Here is a 15,532-nt window from a genome sequence, read left to right as displayed (position 1 = left end):
CATAGCGAGACTCAATCATCTGCACCTTCCTGAACGGGGGAAGGGCGGCTATGATGGGCCACGTTTTTTTGCTTACAACCCTGGAGAATTCCATGAGCAGCGATCTTATCAAACACGTTAGCGACGCTAGCTTCGAGGCCGACGTACTCAAGGCTGAAGGCGCTGTACTGGTCGACTACTGGGCTGAATGGTGCGGCCCTTGCAAAATGATCGCTCCTGTCCTGGACGAAATTGCCGAGACCTACAAAGGCAAGCTGACCGTTGCCAAACTGAACATCGACGAAAACCAGGAAACCCCCGCCAAGCACGGCGTGCGTGGTATCCCGACGCTGATGCTGTTCAAGAACGGCAACGTTGAAGCGACCAAGGTTGGCGCACTGTCGAAGTCGCAGCTGGCAGCTTTCCTCGACGCCAACATTTAAGCGTCGTAGCAGCCTGTCAGAAAAAGGCCCCGCAAATGGCGGGGCTTTTTTCGTTGTGGAGGGCTAGACGCTCCGAAACTCAGGTGTTACATTCGGCCCCGCGCTGGTTTCTCCAGTGCCCCCTGCTAGCCGTCGCCGACGCTCTCCTTTTCGAATAAGTACGCGATCCTGTCGCCTTCTCCGCGGCGCGGCCTCATTAAGCCAAAAGCTTAATTTCCCCCCTCCATAAATGATTACGTCATTCCTATATGAATCTGACTGAACTCAAGCAAAAGCCGATTACCGAACTGCTCGAATTGGCCGAACAGATGGGCATAGAAAATATGGCCCGTTCGCGCAAGCAGGACGTGATTTTCTCCCTGCTGAAAAAGCACGCGAAAAGCGGCGAGGAAATCTCCGGTGATGGCGTGCTGGAGATTCTCCAGGACGGCTTCGGCTTCCTCCGCTCTGCAGACGCCTCCTATCTTGCCGGCCCTGACGATATCTACGTCTCGCCGAGCCAGATCCGTCGCTTCAACTTGCGCACCGGTGACACCATCGTTGGCAAGATCCGCCCTCCGAAGGAAGGCGAGCGTTATTTCGCGCTGCTCAAGGTCGACACGATCAACTTCGACCGTCCGGAAAACGCGAAAAACAAGATTCTCTTCGAGAACCTGACCCCGCTGTTCCCGACCGTGCGCATGAAGATGGAAGCCGGTAACGGTTCCACCGAAGACTTGACCGGTCGAGTCATCGACCTGTGCGCCCCGATCGGTAAAGGCCAGCGCGGTCTGATCGTTGCACCGCCGAAAGCCGGTAAGACGATCATGCTGCAGAACATCGCCGCGAACATCGCCCGTAACAATCCTGAAGTTCATCTGATCGTGCTGCTGATCGACGAACGTCCGGAAGAAGTTACCGAAATGCAGCGCACCGTGCGCGGCGAAGTGGTTGCCTCGACGTTCGATGAGCCGCCAACCCGCCACGTGCAGGTTGCCGAGATGGTGATCGAGAAGGCCAAGCGCCTGGTCGAACACAAGAAGGACGTGGTGATCCTGCTCGACTCCATCACCCGTCTGGCCCGTGCCTACAACACCGTGATCCCGAGCTCCGGCAAGGTACTGACCGGTGGTGTCGATGCCCACGCCCTGGAGAAACCGAAACGTTTCTTCGGCGCTGCGCGGAACATCGAAGAAGGCGGCTCGCTGACCATCATCGCCACCGCGCTGGTTGAAACCGGCTCGAAGATGGACGAAGTGATCTACGAGGAATTCAAAGGCACCGGCAACATGGAACTGCCTCTGGATCGTCGCATCGCTGAAAAGCGCGTATTCCCGGCCATCAACATCAACCGTTCCGGTACTCGCCGCGAAGAGTTGCTGACGGCCGACGACGAGTTGCAGCGCATGTGGATCCTGCGCAAGCTGCTGCATCCGATGGATGAAGTCGCTGCCATCGAGTTCCTGGTCGACAAGCTGAAAACGACCAAGACCAACGATGAGTTCTTCCTGTCGATGAAACGCAAGTAAGTCGAACGGGCCAAGAAGCCGGGGAAACCCGGCTTTTTGCTATCTGATTTTTGATGAACCGCCAGTTCGTGGTTCTGAATAGAGGGGTTCGGCGCTAAACTGCCCACCCCGAACGCCACGGCCAATACGAGGCTCACGCATGCAGTATCGCGACTTGCGCGACTTTATCAGCGGCCTGGAACAGCGCGGCGAACTCAAGCGCATCCAGGTTCCGGTGTCCCCAGTGCTCGAAATGACCGAGGTGTGCGATCGCACCTTGCGCGCCAAGGGCCCGGCCCTGCTATTCGAAAAACCTACCGGTTTTGACATTCCCGTGCTCGGCAACCTGTTCGGTACCCCCGAGCGCGTAGCGTTGGGCATGGGCGCCGAAGCGGTCAGCGAGCTGCGTGAAATCGGCAAGTTGCTGGCGTTCCTCAAGGAACCCGAGCCGCCGAAGGGGCTGAAAGACGCCTGGTCCAAGCTGCCGATCTTCCGCAAGATCATCTCCATGGCGCCCAAGGTCGTCAAAGACGCGATCTGCCAGGAAGTGGTGGTCGAAGGCGACGACGTCGACCTGTCGACCTTGCCCGTGCAGACCTGCTGGCCAGGCGACGTCGCCCCGCTGATCACCTGGGGCCTGACGGTCACCAAGGGGCCGAACAAGGACCGGCAGAACCTCGGTATCTACCGTCAGCAAGTGATTGGCCGCAACAAGGTCATCATGCGCTGGCTCAGCCACCGTGGCGGCGCGCTGGATTATCGTGAATGGTGCGAGAAGCACCCTGGCCAGCCGTTCCCGGTGGCCGTGGCGCTGGGGGCTGACCCGGCGACCATCCTCGGTGCCGTGACCCCGGTGCCAGACAGTCTTTCCGAATACGCCTTTGCCGGCCTGCTGCGCGGCAACCGGACCGAACTGGTCAAGTGCCGCGGCAACGACCTGCAAGTGCCGGCCACCGCCGAAATCATCCTTGAAGGGGTGATTCACCCGGGCGAGATGGCCGATGAAGGGCCGTACGGCGACCACACCGGTTACTACAACGAAGTCGACAGCTTCCCGGTGTTCACCGTCGAGCGCATTACCCACCGGATCAAGCCGATCTACCACAGCACCTACACCGGCCGTCCACCGGATGAGCCGGCGATCCTGGGTGTGGCGCTGAACGAAGTGTTCGTGCCGATCCTGCAGAAGCAGTTCCCGGAGATCACCGACTTCTACCTGCCACCCGAGGGCTGTTCGTACCGCATGGCCGTCGTGACCATGAAGAAGTCGTACCCGGGGCATGCCAAGCGGGTAATGCTCGGTGTCTGGTCGTTTTTGCGACAGTTCATGTACACCAAGTTCGTTATCGTCACTGACGACGATATCAACGCGCGGGACTGGAACGACGTGATCTGGGCCATCACCACGCGCATGGACCCCAAGCGCGACACGGTGATGATCGAGAACACACCGATCGACTACCTGGACTTCGCCTCGCCGGTTTCCGGCCTGGGTTCGAAGATGGGGCTCGATGCCACGCATAAATGGCCGGGTGAAACCACGCGTGAGTGGGGCCGTGTAATCGTCAAGGACGACGCCGTGACCCAACGGATCGATGCCATCTGGAATCAGTTAGGAATAGATTGATGCGTGTAACCTTGCAGCCCTCCGGCGCAGTACTGGATATCTTGCCCGGCGAGCGGATTCTCGATGGCGCACGCCGCCTGGGCTATGAATGCCCGCAAAGCTGTCGCAACGGTAACTGCCACGTATGCGCCGCGCTGCTGGTGGAAGGCCGCGTCGAGCAGGCAGGTCTCGTGCGCGACCATGGCGAGTTCTACACTTGCATTGCAGAGCCGCTGGAAGACTGCATCGTGCTGTGGGATGGCGTGCTCGCGCTGGGAGAATTGCCGGTGCGCAGTCTGTCGTGTCAGGTCACCAGTTGCACCGAGGTTGGTGGCGATACCTGGCGGGTGCGGCTGCGGGCTCCTGCCGGCAAGCCACCGCGTTATCACGCCGGCCAGTACCTGATGATCCATCGTGACAACGGCGACAAGTCCTCCTTCTCCCTGGCCTCGGCGCCCTCTGGCGGGCGAGATCTGGAAATCCACGTGCTGGCGCGCGAACCCAGTGCGCTCAGCCTGATCGAGCAACTGCAACGCAACACGATGGTGCGTATCGACATGCCGTTCGGTGATGCGCACCTGGCCGAGTTGCCGGACGGTCCGCTGGTGCTGATTGCGGCGGGCACCGGGATGGGCCAGGTTCATGGCTTGATCGAACATTGCCGCGCCGAAGGCTTCAAGCACCCGGTGCACTTGTACTGGGGAGTGCGTCGTCCTGAAGACTTTTACGAAATCGAACATTGGGATGAGTGGCTGAAACTGCCCAACCTGTTCCTGCATAAAGTCGTCAGCGACCAATGCGGCTGGCAGGGGCGCTGCGGCATGTTGCATGAAGCGGTCTGCGAAGACTTCCCCGACCTCAAGGCCCTGCATGTCTATGCCAGTGGCTCGCCTGCCATGGTCTACGGCACCCTGGACGCGCTGGTCGAGGCAGGAATGGACGCCCACCAGATGCGCGCCGACGTATTTGCATACGCGCCACGATCCTGATTCTGTCCCACCACACTGTAGGAGCGAGCTTGCTCGCGATGGTCGTTAACGATTACGCGGGCAGTCAGGATGCCCGGCGCTCTTGAGTCCATCGCGAGCAAGCTCGCTCCTACAGGTTATAACCCCATATATAGCTTATCGGTATTTATAAAATCGTATAAATGCCGGTAGGTTATATTGTGTTCAGGTAATTAATTAACAACAGTGCCATGGCACTTGAATTGCTTTGAAAAACATATGTGCCTTATTGTTACAGCGGTGCGTTCTATTAAGTAACTCTTAACTCGCGGGGAGCTGAACGCTATTCGCCATGAGCGCCATTGAACCTTCGATCTTGAACCTGGCTTACCCTCCGCGGCTCGATCTGGGGCCGCAGCTCACGCACGAACAATTGCTCAGCTCGATGCAGTCGACCATGGCTCGCCACAAGGGCGGCCCGGTGTGGCTGTTCGCCTACGGCTCACTGATCTGGCGACCGGAGTGCACGGCGGTGGAGCGGGTTCGCGGTCGCGTGCATGGCTACCATCGTGGTTTGTACCTGTGGTCCCACGAACATCGCGGCACGCCGGAAATGCCCGGCCTGGTGTTTGGCCTGGATCGCGGCGGCTCCTGCAGCGGGTTCGCCTACCGCTTGCCGGAAGAGCAACTGGACGCTTCGCTGTATGCGCTGTGGAAAAGAGAAATGCCATTCCCGTCCTATCGCCCGCACTGGCTCAACTGCCGACTAGAAGACGGCAACCAGGTTCAGGCGTTGGGATTCGTTCTGGAGCGGCATCTGCCCAGCTACGCTGGCAACCTGCCGGATCACGTGCTGAGCCACGTGTTCGAAAACGCTTGCGGGCGTTACGGCACCACTCGCGATTATGTCGAGCAGACCGCCCACGCCCTGCGTAGCCACGCCATGCCAGACCGGAATCTGGAGGCGCGGCTCAAGCGTTGCAAGTCAAAGGACGATCAAGCGAGTGCTTCGCGGCTCTGACTGGCGACCTGCTTGTGCCACAACGTCGGCGCAAGGAAGGCCATCGCCAGCAGGCAGGCACCGATCAGCAAGACGAAACCGCCGTCCCAGCCGAAATGGTCCACGGTGTAGCCCATCGCTGCACTGGCCGCGACCGATCCCCCTAGATACCCGAACAGACCGGTGAAGCCCGCAGCCGTGCCGGCGGCTTTTTTCGGTGCCAGTTCCAGCGCCTGCAAACCGATCAACATCACCGGCCCGTAGATCAGGAAGCCGATGGACACCAGCGCGATCATGTCGATCGTCGGATTGCCGGCCGGGTTGAGCCAGTACACCAGCGTCGCCACGGTCACCAATGCCATGAACACCATGCCGGTCAGGCCACGGTTGCCACGGAAGATCTTGTCCGACATCCAGCCGCACAGCAGCGTGCCCGGAATACCGGCCCACTCGTAGAAGAAGTACGCCCAGGACGTCTTGTCCACGGTGAAACCCTTGGCTTCCTTGAGGTAGGTCGGCGCCCAGTCCAGCACGCCGTAGCGCAGCAGGTAGACGAAGACGTTGGCCAGGGCGATGTACCAGAGCATTTTGTTGCGCAGCACGTATTTGACGAAGATTTCCTTGGCGCTGAATTCTTCTTCGTGGCTGGCGTCGTAGCCTTCCGGGTAATCGTTCTTGTACTTCTCGATCGGTGGCAGGCCGACCGATTGCGGGGTGTCGCGCATGGTGATGAAGGCAAACACCGCCACGGCCATGGCCACCGCCGCCGGCACATAAAACGCCGCGTGCCAGTCGTTGAACAGGCCCATGCCGATCAGGAACAGCGGGCCGATCAGACCGCCACCGACGTTGTGCGCCACGTTCCACAGGGACACCACGCCACCGCGTTCCTTCTGCGACCACCAGTGCACCATGGTCCGCCCGCTCGGCGGCCAGCCCATGCCCTGCGCCCAGCCATTGATGAACAGCAGGACGAACATGATGGTCACGCTGGACGTCGCCCAATGGGCAAAACCGAACGTGAACATCACCGCCGCCGAGACCACCAGGCCGAACGGCAGAAAGTAACGCGGGTTGGAACGGTCGGAAACGATGCCCATCAGGAACTTGGACAAGCCGTAGGCGATGGCAATCGCCGACAACGCCACCCCCAGTTCTCCACGGGTGTAGCCCTCTTCGATCAGATAAGGCATGGCCAGGGAGAAGTTTTTGCGCAGCAGGTAGTAACCGGCGTAACCGATGAAGATACCGGCGAAGATCTGCCAGCGCAGGCGTCGGTAGGTGCTGTCTATTTTTTCTTCAGGCAGGGGAGCCTGATGCGTGGCAGGACGAAAGAAAGCAAACATTCAAGAGCTCCAAATTTCTTGTTTTGACTGCGGATGCGAATGTTACAGTTTCGTTACCGAAAATAGCATCGGTTCGCATCGGCAAAACAGCGGAAATGTTGGAATTCGAGCGTTCCTTTATGAACATGTCGCTCAGGTGTAAATGAAGGGCGGTGTAGGAATAATTACTCTTGGCGTTTCGATAAGCCTGATTTGCCAGGAATAGGGCAGGTTTTTGGGAAATGTCCTGCGTTACTACCAGACACCATGACCTTCAGCTTAAAACCCTGCATCTCTACCCTTGGTCCTACTGCCAGACATGGCATTTCAGGTGTGAGGGGGAAGGTTTATGCGGTGGTTTGTGTTGATGCTCATGCTGGTGATGTCTGGCGAAATCCTGGCCGGGGAGGTTTTCCTGATACCGGACAATAACCCGAAGCCGATTTACCCGCCGGCACTTCAACGGGCCGGGATCATTGGTGATGTTCGGGTCAGATTTATGGTCAATGCCGATGGATCGGTCAGCAAGGTGAGCATTTTGCAAAGCGACCATCCCGATCTCGCTGAGGCGACCAGAGTGGCGATTGAGCAATGGCGATTCAAACCGTGGACGGTCGAGGGTGACAAACCAGCGGAGCAGGAAGTGATAGCACCGATGATCTTCAGATACGATTCAGCGCTGCCAATTGACCTCAACAAATGGCTTAAGGAATTGAAATGTCGGGATCTCAACGAAAGAACTGTTCGTACCCCGGATCATGCCTGGGGGGATGTCGCCGCGTTTCACTATACCCGTGCTTACCTGTCGAACGCGTTTTCTACGACAACGCTGAGCAATGAGCGACGTCTTGCGCTGATAGCCCAGCTGAACAGGAAGGTGCCGGTGATTGTCAGGCAATGCATGAACAGACCTGTTTCCAGGTACGCGAGGTTTTTGCCGGAGGACATTCGCAAATTGCTCTAGGCATATAAACGAAAGGACCAGAAGAACCATGTCAGTTGTTCTGGCCTTTTTTATCATGCGCTGATTCAGCGAACCTGCACCACCACCTTCCCGACCGCCTTGCGCTGGCCAAGATCATTGATGGCCTGCGCCGCATTGCTCAACGGATACACCTGCGACACCAGCGGCTTCAACTTGCCCTCTGCAAACCAGCCAAACAATTGCTGGAAGTTCGCGGTGTTGTCCTGGGGCTGGCGCTGGGCAAACGAGCCCCAGAATACGCCCAATACCGCTGCACCCTTGAGCAGTGCCAGGTTCACCGGCAGTTCGGGGATGCGTCCGCTGGCGAAACCGACCACCAGCAGGCGGCCGTTCCAGGCGATGGCGCGGATGGCCTGGTCGAACAGGTCGCCACCTACCGGGTCGTAGATCACGTCGGCGCCCTGGCCGTCGGTCAGGCGTTTGATTTCGTCCTTGAGGCTGGTTTCGCTGTAGTTGATCAGTTCATCGGCGCCCGCAGCCTTGGCAACGGCGAGTTTTTCCGCGCTGCTGGCTGCGGCGATCACCCGGGCGCCCATGGCCTTGCCGATTTCCACTGCCGCCAGGCCGACACCGCCGGAGGCGCCCAGTACCAGCAGGGTTTCGCCGGGTTGCAGGTTGCCGCGTTGCTTGAGGGCGTGCATCGAGGTGCCGTAGGTCATGCTGAAGGCGGCGGCGGTGTTGAAGTCCATGGAGGGCGGGATCGGCAACACGTTGTAGCCGGGCACTGCGACCTGTTCGGCAAAACTGCCCCAGCCGGTCAGGGCCATGACCCGGTCGCCGACTTTCAGGTGGCTGACCTTTTCGCCCACTTCGCTGACGATGCCTGCGGCTTCACCGCCCGGGGAAAAAGGGAAGGGCGGCTTGAACTGGTACTTGCCCTCGATGATCAGCGTGTCGGGGAAGTTCACCCCGGCGGCGTGTACCTCCAGCAGGATTTCGTTCTTCTTCGCGACAGGACTGGCGACGTCTTCCAGCACCAGCGATTCGGCAGGACCGAAGGCTTTGCACAGCACGGCTTTCATCAGGGCTATTCCTTTTGGAGTGATGGCCGATAAGTGTAGGTGTGTGAGTCGACGGGTCAACGAGCATGCCCGGGCCTGATAGTCAGCCATAAGCTTGTGTTGGCGTGGCGGGTGGTTATGCTGGGCCGCAAACCGGATAAGGAGCGAATTGTGAAAGCGTGGATCATGTTGTTGCTGGCCCTGTCCCTACCTGTGGCAGCGGTGGCCGAGGAAAAGGAAGAGGTGGCGCCGAAGGTCAATTACGTCACCTTGAGCCCGCCGTTCGTGGGCAACTACGGGTTGGATGGAACGCCCAAGCTCAAGGTCTACAAGGCCGATGTGGCCTTGCGTGTGACCGGTGACGAGGCCACCAAGGCGGTGAAGGCCAACGAGCCGCTGATTCGCAATCAACTGGTGGCGTTGTTTGCCCAGCAGTCCAGCGAGACGATGAACAATGTCGAGGCCAAGGAAAAGCTGCGTCAGGAAGCCTTGAAGCAAACCCAGCAGATCATGAATGATGAAACGGGCAAGCCGGTGGTTGAGGATTTGTTGTTCAACAACCTGATCATCCAATAAGTTTTGCAGCGCCTTTACCGGCCTCTTCGCTGGCAAGCCAGCTCCTACAAGGTTTGTGGTGAATCACAATCCTGCATTCACCACAGAACCCTGTGGGAGCTGGCTTGCCAGCGAAGGCATTCGCAGAGTCGCTGCAAATATTACGGCTTGAGCGCAATCACCGCCGCCCACTGCTCCTCTGTCACCGGCATCACCGACAGCCGCGAGCCCTTCTGCACCAGCGGCATCTCGGCCAGCGCCGTCTGCTGCTTCAGATAATCGAGTTTCAACACCCGGGAAAACGTCTCGACATGCGCGACATCAATCGCGCTCCAGGCGTTTTTTTCTGCCGTTGCCTTTGGATCGTAGTAGTGGCTCTCAGGCTCGAGCGCCGTCGGGTCGGGATACGCGGCTTCGACAATCTTGCCGATGCCAGCAATCCCCGGCTCCGGGCAGCTCGAGTGATAGAAAAAGAACGCGTCCCCCACCGCCATGGCCCGCAAAAAGTTACGCGCCTGATAGTTGCGAACCCCGTCCCAGCGCGCTTTGCCGAGCTTTTCCAAATCTTTGATCGAGAGCTCGTCGGGCTCGGACTTCATCAGCCAATAGGCCATGGTTCTGGCTCCTTGCGAAGTGGGTGGAGAGGTTGTCGGGCAATTTTATGACAAACCGACAGTCGGTTGACGCCAGCATTTGCGTGCCGGTTCACGTTGTCGCAAAATGCCGGCCTTTCAAGCTTGACGCTGCTGCACGGCCAACAAACGGAAACCGCTGCTGTCATCGTGTTGATATGCCTTTGGGGGGCAATCGATGAAACGCAAACCGGATTTACTATGGATTTTGGTTATTTTGTTCGGCCTCGGCGTCGTGACCACTGGCTATGCCCAAAGCCTGTGGGTCAACAAGAACGATGCACCGGTCGAAATCTCGTCATTGCAGCAACAGTCGACAGCCTTCAAACGCTGATCCGCGCTTTTCGACGCCGCTGAATCCGGTGGCGTCTAGCCTGCGTAATACCAGGCCTTGTCCGTCACCGTTCCCTGCAACGGCACATCCCAGCTCGCCTGAGCCAGTCGCTCGACCTTCTGACATTCGTGGGCCAGTCCCAGCAACGTCGGCTTGCGCCAGTCATTGCGGCGCGCCAGGTAGGCCAGGCTGCGATCATAGAAGCCGCCGCCCATGCCCAGGCGCCCGCCGACATCGTCAAACCCCACCAATGGCAGCAGCACCAGATCCAGCGCCCAGACTTTACGTTGCCGGGCGAGGTTGTGCCTGGGTTCCAGGATACGGAAGCGATTGAGCCTGAGTTTTTCGCCGGGGCGGATGCGCTGGAACACCATCTTGGTGCGCGGCCAGGCGCTGAGCACCGGTAGATAGGTGGCCTTGCCCCGACGTTGAGCCGCACGCAGCAGCAGGCGCGGATCGATTTCACCGTCAGTGGGCAGATAAAGGGAGATGTGCCTGGCGCGGCGAAACAGCGGTTGCTGGGCCAATTGCTTGTACAGCCCGCGGGCCGCCTGGCGTTGCTGACAGGGCGTCAGTGCGCGGCGGGCCTTGCGCAACATGCGTCGAAGTTGCGGGCGAGGGAGCAGCGCAGGTTCGGTCATGGATTCGGGGCTTCGGTAATGCAATTACAGATATCGTATCTGTAGAAACGCCGATGCCGGTATTTAAACCGGCATCGGACTGGAATCAGGCTCCCCGGATGTACCGCTGTCGACTTAGCCCTTGAACCCGAAAGTTCAAGGTGGAAGATGCAGTAGGCTTTCAGGCTTTCCGTCTAGCGGACATGCACACCAGCCCAACGTGCAACCTCCAGGGTATAGCAAATCGGCTCAGGGACATCGCCAACTGGCAAGCACCCCAGGGAGTGATCAGAGTATACCGCAAGCGGTGACACGAATCAGCCTTTGGTGACATCCGGATCAGTGGCGAGCACCAGATCGACTCGATCGAGCAGGTCGCGCACCTGTTCGCGAGTCGAACCGCTGGCCTGGATGTCCGGTCGTTCTTCCTTGTGCAGCAGGTCGTGGGTGATGTTCAACGCGGCCATCACGGCGATGCGATCGGCGCCGATGACTTTGCCGCTGCTGCGGATTTCGCGCATCTTGCCGTCCAGGTAGCGGGCGGCGCTCACCAGGTTGCTGCGTTCTTCCTGGGGGCAGATGATCGAATATTCTTTGTCGAGGATCTGCACAGTGACGCTATTGCTTGAACTCATGAGTCTTGCTCCAGGGCCTTGAGGCGCGAAATCATCGATTCGACCTTACGCCGGGCGATTTCGTTTTTTTCAATGAGGTGCGCGCGTTCCTCGCGCCAGGTCTTTTCCTGAGCTAGTAAGAGTCCGTTTTGGCTCTTAAGTTGCTCGACTCGGGTAATCAGCAGTTCGAGTCTGGCCATCAGCGCTTGCAGGTCGGTGTCTTCCATTGTCTTCACTGTCTGATGGGTGATGGACTGTAGGAGCGAGCTTGCTCGCGATGAACCAGAGATCGCCGCGGGGTGTCAGGTAACCAACGTTATCGTTGACGACCATCGCGAGCAAGCTCGCTCCTACAGGGGTAGTCGATGTAGGATACAAGGCCTTCATTCTAGACATAGCGCCGTCTGGCGCCTAGCTGCCCATGACCATTCAGAATTCCCCGTACCAAGCCTTCGCCAACCTGCTGACTTCCAGCGGTCATAACGTCTCGCCTGCCGAACTGCACGGCCTGTTGCTCGGCCGCAGCTGCGCCGGCGCCGGTTTCGAGGCCGAAGGCTGGCTGATCGACGCCGCCGAACTGCTCGAAAACGAGCCTCAGGACAACGTTCGCAGCGCCTTGATCGGCCTGCAGGAGATGGTCAAGGGCGAGCTCACCGGCGACGACGTGACCGTGGTCCTGCTGCTGCCGACCGATGACGCCCCGCTCGCCGAGCGTGCCGCGGCACTGGGCCAATGGTGCCAGGGCTTCCTCAGCGGTTTCGGCCTGAACTGCCGCGACAGCAGCAGCCTGAGCCTGGAGGCCACCGAAGTGTTGCAGGACCTTGCAGCCATTTCCCAGGTGCAAGAAGCACTGGAAGAGTCGGACGACGGCGAAAGCGACTATATGGAAGTCATGGAGTACGTGCGCATCGCGCCGTTGCTGCTGTTCTCCGAAACCAAAAAAGACGTGGCGGCTGCCGCCAAGCCGTCGCTGCACTGATCAAAAAGCCAGGGAAAGCCATCTGCCCATGATTCATATCCCGAAAGCGGAATACAGCCGTCGCCGCAAGGCCCTGATGGCGCAGATGGAACCCAACAGCATCGCCATCCTGCCTGCCGCCGCGGTGGCCATCCGCAACCGCGACGTCGAGCACGTCTACCGTCAGGACAGCGACTTCCAGTACCTCAGCGGTTTTCCCGAGCCCCAGGCCGTACTGGTCCTGATGCCGGGGCGTGTGCATGGCGAATACATCCTGTTCTGCCGTGAACGCAACGCCGAGCGCGAGTTGTGGGACGGCCTGCGTGCCGGGCAAGAGGGCGCGATTCGCGACTTCGGTGCCGACGACGCCTTCCCCATCACCGATATCGACGACATCCTGCCCGGCCTGATCGAAGGCCGTGACCGGGTGTATTCGGCCATGGGCAGCAACCCGGAGTTCGACCGGCACCTGATGGACTGGATCAACGTGATCCGCTCCAAGGCCAGCCTCGGCGCCCAGCCGCCGAACGAATACGTTGCCCTGGATCATCTGCTGCACGACATGCGCCTGTATAAATCGGCGGCAGAAGTGAAAGTGATGCGCGAAGCCGCACGGATTTCCGCCCAGGCGCACGTGCGCGCGATGCAGGCCAGCCGTGTCGGGCTGCATGAGTTCAGCCTGGAGGCCGAGCTCGATTACGAATTTCGCAAGGGCGGGGCCAAGATGCCCGCCTACGGGTCGATCGTCGCCGCAGGGCGCAACAGCTGCATCCTGCACTACCAGCAGAATGACGCGCTGCTCAAGGACGGCGATCTGGTGCTGATCGACGCCGGGTGCGAGATCGACTGCTACGCCAGCGACATCACCCGTACCTGGCCGGTCAACGGCAAGTATTCCGCGGAACAGAAGGCGATCTACGAGTTGGTGCTGGCGGCCCAGGAAGCGGCATTTGCCGAGATTGCCCCGAACAAGCACTGGAATCAGGCGCACGAAGCCACGGTCCGGGTGATCACTGCGGGTCTGGTCGAGTTGGGCTTGCTGCAAGGCGATGTCGACGAACTGATTGCCAGCGAGGCCTACAAGGCGTTTTACATGCACCGCGCCGGCCATTGGCTGGGCATGGATGTGCACGACGTCGGCGAGTACAAGGTCGGCGGTGAATGGCGCGTGCTGGAAGTCGGCATGGCGCTGACCGTGGAGCCGGGGATTTATATCGCTGCAGACAACCAGAACGTAGCGAAGAAATGGCGCGGCATTGGCGTGCGCATCGAGGACGACGTGGTGGTCACCAAAACCGGCTGTGAAATCCTGACCAAAGGCGTGCCGAAAACGGTCGCCGAAATCGAGGCCCTGATGGCGCAAGCACGGACACAAGCGGCATGAGTCGTTTCAACCTGGCGATTATCGGTGGCGGCCTGGTCGGTGCCAGTCTGGCATTGGCCTTACAGGCTGGGGCAAAGGCGCGTGGCTGGAAGATCGTGCTGATCGAACCGTTTGCCCCCGGTGACGCCTATCAACCCAGTTACGACGCACGCTCCACGGCGTTGTCCTTCGGTGCGCGGCAGATTTACCAGCGCTTGGGCGCCTGGCAGGAAATCTCCCGCCGCGCCGAGCCGATCAAGCAGATCCACGTCTCTGACCGCGGGCGTTTTTCCACGGCGCGACTGTCGGCGATGGAAGAGGGCGTTCCGGCGCTGGGTTACGTGGTGGAAAACGCCTGGCTCGGACACTGCCTGTGGCAAGGCCTGGACAAGGACGTGATCAGCTGGCGTTGCCCGGCGGAAGTCACGCGCATGGAGCCGCTCACCGACGGCTACCGCCTGACCCTGAGTGATGAAACCTCGTTCGATTGTGATCTCGCCGTGCTCGCCGATGGCGGCCGTTCCGGCCTGCGCGAGCAACTGGGCATCGGCATCAGGAAGCGCCCGTACAACCAGAGCGCGCTGATCGCCAACATCACCCCGAGCGAAGCCCATGAAGGCATGGCGTTCGAGCGCTTCACCGACGATGGCCCGATGGCGTTGCTGCCGTTGCCGGACAACCGCTGTGCGCTGGTCTGGACGCGTCAGGGCATGGATGCGCAACGCCTGGCCGCCCTCGATGAGCGCAGTTTCCTGAGCGAGCTGCAGGGGGTATTCGGTTATCGCCTCGGCACGTTGAAGCAAGTCGGTGTGCGGCACTTGTATCCGCTGGCGCTGGTGGAGGCCGAAGAGCAGGTGCGCTCGCACCTGGTGGTGCTCGGCAATGCGGCCCACAGCCTGCACCCGATTGCCGGCCAGGGCTTCAACCTGTCCCTGCGCGATGCCCAGGCGCTGGCCGATGCACTGCTCGCCAGCGAACAACTGCCGGGCAATTTCGCCACCTTGCAGGATTACCGCGAGCGCCAGCGACTGGACCAGAACCTCACCGTCGGATTCTCCGACCAGGTCACGCGCCTGTTCGGCAGCACCCAGCCCCTGGTATCACTGGGTCGCAACCTGGGCCTGCTCGGCCTGGACCTGCTGCCGCCGGCCAAGCGCTGGTTCGCCCGGCAAGCCATGGGCCTGGGTACCCGTCCTGATGTTTAAGTGGCTGACCCGCCGGTTTGGCAAGGCCCGCCTGATGTGCCGGTTCATGAACCTCTACCCGCCGTACCTTGGGGCCGGGGTTCGGGTACGGCACATCAGCGATGACTTTCGTGACGTCCAGGTGTCCATGGGCCTGAGCTGGTACAACCGCAATTACGTCGGCACGCAGTTCGGCGGCAGCCTGTATTCGATGGTCGACCCGTTCTTCATGTTGATGTTGATGGAAAACCTGGGTCGCGATTACATCGTCTGGGACAAGGCCGCCGACATCGATTTCATCGCGCCGGGCAAAGGCCCGGTGTTTGCCCGTTTCAACATTGACGACACCCTGCTCGACGAGATCCGGCGGCAGACGGCGGATGGCAGGAAGTACCTGCCGCAATTGCAGGTCGATATTCATGACGGCGCCGGTAACCTGGTGGCGCGTGTCGGAAAAACCCTTTACGTGCGGCTCAAGCCGCAAGCGAGACAGGCTTAA

The 15,532-nt window shown here is 59.9% G+C and carries 18 protein-coding genes and 1 other RNA gene; 12 read left to right on the top strand and 7 right to left on the bottom strand.

What is annotated here, in order from left to right; all coding sequences use genetic code 11:
* Positions 1-92: 92 nt before the first annotated feature.
* The 5 genes from trxA to SOP85_RS00260 all read left to right on the top strand — a co-directional run bounded on the left by trxA (position 93) and on the right by SOP85_RS00260 (position 5,483).
* Entirely contained in the window at positions 93-422 is a 330-nt protein-coding gene (gene trxA / locus SOP85_RS00280; protein WP_003206727.1) for a thioredoxin TrxA, read from the top strand.
* Positions 423-670: 248 nt separating this feature from the next.
* The gene (rho, locus tag SOP85_RS00275) at positions 671-1,930 is read left to right on the top strand and encodes a transcription termination factor Rho (RefSeq protein ID WP_003206716.1); all 1,260 of its coding nucleotides are present in this window, start codon (positions 671-673) and stop codon (positions 1,928-1,930) included.
* A gap of 139 nt (positions 1,931-2,069) precedes the next feature.
* On the top strand, positions 2,070-3,536 hold the full coding sequence (gene ubiD, locus SOP85_RS00270; RefSeq protein WP_274073663.1) for a 4-hydroxy-3-polyprenylbenzoate decarboxylase: 1,467 nt from the start codon (positions 2,070-2,072) through the stop codon (positions 3,534-3,536).
* Complete coding sequence (locus tag SOP85_RS00265) at positions 3,536-4,504, top strand: CDP-6-deoxy-delta-3,4-glucoseen reductase (RefSeq protein WP_323607211.1); 969 nt, start codon at positions 3,536-3,538, stop codon at positions 4,502-4,504. The genes ubiD and SOP85_RS00265 overlap by 1 nt, the downstream gene beginning before the upstream one ends.
* A gap of 310 nt (positions 4,505-4,814) precedes the next feature.
* Positions 4,815-5,483, top strand: a complete 669-nt coding sequence (locus SOP85_RS00260) for a gamma-glutamylcyclotransferase (protein WP_323607212.1) — start codon at positions 4,815-4,817, stop codon at positions 5,481-5,483.
* Here SOP85_RS00260 and glpT read toward each other — a convergent pair.
* Positions 5,459-6,808 carry a glycerol-3-phosphate transporter gene (gene glpT / locus SOP85_RS00255; protein ID WP_323625694.1) on the bottom strand — a complete coding sequence of 450 codons (1,350 nt, stop codon included), beginning with the start codon at positions 6,806-6,808 and terminating at the stop codon, positions 5,459-5,461. The two genes, SOP85_RS00260 and glpT, sit on opposite strands and share 25 nt — an antisense overlap.
* A gap of 328 nt (positions 6,809-7,136) precedes the next feature.
* Between glpT and SOP85_RS00250 the strand changes: the two genes are divergently transcribed.
* A complete protein-coding gene (locus tag SOP85_RS00250; protein ID WP_323607214.1) occupies positions 7,137-7,751 on the top strand; it encodes an energy transducer TonB in 615 nt (204 codons plus the stop codon).
* A 65-nt stretch (positions 7,752-7,816) separates the two neighbouring features.
* On the opposite strand, the gene SOP85_RS00245 is transcribed toward SOP85_RS00250, so the two are convergent.
* Positions 7,817-8,794, bottom strand: coding sequence for an NADPH:quinone oxidoreductase family protein (locus SOP85_RS00245; protein WP_323625693.1), 978 nt, complete (start codon positions 8,792-8,794; stop codon positions 7,817-7,819).
* 150 nt (positions 8,795-8,944) lie between these two features.
* Between SOP85_RS00245 and SOP85_RS00240 the strand changes: the two genes are divergently transcribed.
* Positions 8,945-9,349 (top strand): flagellar basal body-associated protein FliL, encoded by a 405-nt coding sequence (locus tag SOP85_RS00240; RefSeq protein ID WP_274073654.1) that lies wholly within the window; start codon positions 8,945-8,947, stop codon positions 9,347-9,349.
* 140 nt (positions 9,350-9,489) lie between these two features.
* On the opposite strand, the gene SOP85_RS00235 is transcribed toward SOP85_RS00240, so the two are convergent.
* A complete protein-coding gene (locus tag SOP85_RS00235) occupies positions 9,490-9,942 on the bottom strand; it encodes an EVE domain-containing protein (protein WP_274073653.1) in 453 nt (150 codons plus the stop codon).
* A 196-nt stretch (positions 9,943-10,138) separates the two neighbouring features.
* On the opposite strand from SOP85_RS00235, the gene SOP85_RS00230 reads away from it, so the two are divergent.
* Complete coding sequence (locus SOP85_RS00230; protein ID WP_274073652.1) at positions 10,139-10,294, top strand: hypothetical protein; 156 nt, start codon at positions 10,139-10,141, stop codon at positions 10,292-10,294.
* 35 nt (positions 10,295-10,329) lie between these two features.
* Here the strand turns inward: SOP85_RS00230 and SOP85_RS00225 are convergent, their stop codons facing one another.
* The 4 genes from SOP85_RS00225 to SOP85_RS00210 form a co-directional block, all read right to left on the bottom strand.
* The gene (locus SOP85_RS00225; protein ID WP_274073651.1) at positions 10,330-10,935 is read right to left on the bottom strand and encodes a 5-formyltetrahydrofolate cyclo-ligase; all 606 of its coding nucleotides are present in this window, start codon (positions 10,933-10,935) and stop codon (positions 10,330-10,332) included.
* A gap of 87 nt (positions 10,936-11,022) precedes the next feature.
* Positions 11,023-11,201: non-coding RNA, 6S RNA (gene ssrS, locus SOP85_RS00220), on the bottom strand.
* Between the two features lie 30 nt (positions 11,202-11,231).
* Positions 11,232-11,549: a cell division protein ZapA gene (locus tag SOP85_RS00215; protein WP_008055229.1), complete on the bottom strand. Its 318-nt coding sequence runs from the start codon at positions 11,547-11,549 to the stop codon at positions 11,232-11,234.
* Entirely contained in the window at positions 11,546-11,755 is a 210-nt protein-coding gene (locus tag SOP85_RS00210; protein WP_007982902.1) for a TIGR02449 family protein, read from the bottom strand. The genes SOP85_RS00215 and SOP85_RS00210 overlap by 4 nt, the downstream gene beginning before the upstream one ends.
* 194 nt (positions 11,756-11,949) lie before the next feature.
* On the opposite strand from SOP85_RS00210, the gene SOP85_RS00200 reads away from it, so the two are divergent.
* Genes SOP85_RS00200 through SOP85_RS00185 form a run of 4 tightly spaced genes read left to right on the top strand, consistent with a single transcriptional unit; the run spans position 11,950 to position 15,532 of the window.
* Entirely contained in the window at positions 11,950-12,507 is a 558-nt protein-coding gene (locus SOP85_RS00200; protein WP_274073650.1) for a YecA/YgfB family protein, read from the top strand.
* A gap of 28 nt (positions 12,508-12,535) precedes the next feature.
* The gene (gene pepP, locus SOP85_RS00195; protein WP_274073649.1) at positions 12,536-13,870 is read left to right on the top strand and encodes a Xaa-Pro aminopeptidase; all 1,335 of its coding nucleotides are present in this window, start codon (positions 12,536-12,538) and stop codon (positions 13,868-13,870) included.
* Positions 13,867-15,054, top strand: coding sequence for a 2-octaprenyl-6-methoxyphenyl hydroxylase (ubiH, locus tag SOP85_RS00190; protein ID WP_274073648.1), 1,188 nt, complete (start codon positions 13,867-13,869; stop codon positions 15,052-15,054). The genes pepP and ubiH overlap by 4 nt, the downstream gene beginning before the upstream one ends.
* Positions 15,047-15,532 carry a DUF4442 domain-containing protein gene (locus SOP85_RS00185; RefSeq protein ID WP_274073647.1) on the top strand — a complete coding sequence of 162 codons (486 nt, stop codon included), beginning with the start codon at positions 15,047-15,049 and terminating at the stop codon, positions 15,530-15,532. Before ubiH ends, SOP85_RS00185 begins: the two co-directional genes overlap by 8 nt.

Source organism: Pseudomonas sp. YuFO20 (assembly GCF_035064975.1).
Classification (GTDB): domain Bacteria; phylum Pseudomonadota; class Gammaproteobacteria; order Pseudomonadales; family Pseudomonadaceae; genus Aquipseudomonas; species Aquipseudomonas putida_AE.
The sequence above is the reverse complement of the archived record's forward strand: the minus strand, read 5'-3'. Positions and strand labels throughout refer to the sequence as shown.

Bases quoted from the DNA above. Each gene is read 5' to 3' on its own strand.
- trxA (WP_003206727.1), top strand. From the start codon at position 93: ATGAGCAGCGATCTTATCAAACACGTTAGCGACGCTAGCTTCGAGGCC.
- SOP85_RS00185 (WP_274073647.1), top strand. From the start codon at position 15,047: ATGTTTAAGTGGCTGACCCGCCGGTTTGGCAAGGCCCGCCTGATGTGC.
- SOP85_RS00235 (WP_274073653.1), bottom strand. From the start codon at position 9,942: ATGGCCTATTGGCTGATGAAGTCCGAGCCCGACGAGCTCTCGATCAAA.
- SOP85_RS00265 (WP_323607211.1), top strand. From the start codon at position 3,536: ATGCGTGTAACCTTGCAGCCCTCCGGCGCAGTACTGGATATCTTGCCC.
- SOP85_RS00210 (WP_007982902.1), bottom strand. From the start codon at position 11,755: ATGGAAGACACCGACCTGCAAGCGCTGATGGCCAGACTCGAACTGCTG.
- SOP85_RS00250 (WP_323607214.1), top strand. From the start codon at position 7,137: ATGCGGTGGTTTGTGTTGATGCTCATGCTGGTGATGTCTGGCGAAATC.
- pepP (WP_274073649.1), top strand. From the start codon at position 12,536: ATGATTCATATCCCGAAAGCGGAATACAGCCGTCGCCGCAAGGCCCTG.
- glpT (WP_323625694.1), bottom strand. From the start codon at position 6,808: ATGTTTGCTTTCTTTCGTCCTGCCACGCATCAGGCTCCCCTGCCTGAA.
- SOP85_RS00215 (WP_008055229.1), bottom strand. From the start codon at position 11,549: ATGAGTTCAAGCAATAGCGTCACTGTGCAGATCCTCGACAAAGAATAT.
- ubiD (WP_274073663.1), top strand. From the start codon at position 2,070: ATGCAGTATCGCGACTTGCGCGACTTTATCAGCGGCCTGGAACAGCGC.
- SOP85_RS00260 (WP_323607212.1), top strand. From the start codon at position 4,815: ATGAGCGCCATTGAACCTTCGATCTTGAACCTGGCTTACCCTCCGCGG.
- ubiH (WP_274073648.1), top strand. From the start codon at position 13,867: ATGAGTCGTTTCAACCTGGCGATTATCGGTGGCGGCCTGGTCGGTGCC.
- rho (WP_003206716.1), top strand. From the start codon at position 671: ATGAATCTGACTGAACTCAAGCAAAAGCCGATTACCGAACTGCTCGAA.
- SOP85_RS00225 (WP_274073651.1), bottom strand. From the start codon at position 10,935: ATGACCGAACCTGCGCTGCTCCCTCGCCCGCAACTTCGACGCATGTTG.
- SOP85_RS00200 (WP_274073650.1), top strand. From the start codon at position 11,950: ATGACCATTCAGAATTCCCCGTACCAAGCCTTCGCCAACCTGCTGACT.
- SOP85_RS00245 (WP_323625693.1), bottom strand. From the start codon at position 8,794: ATGAAAGCCGTGCTGTGCAAAGCCTTCGGTCCTGCCGAATCGCTGGTG.
- SOP85_RS00230 (WP_274073652.1), top strand. From the start codon at position 10,139: ATGAAACGCAAACCGGATTTACTATGGATTTTGGTTATTTTGTTCGGC.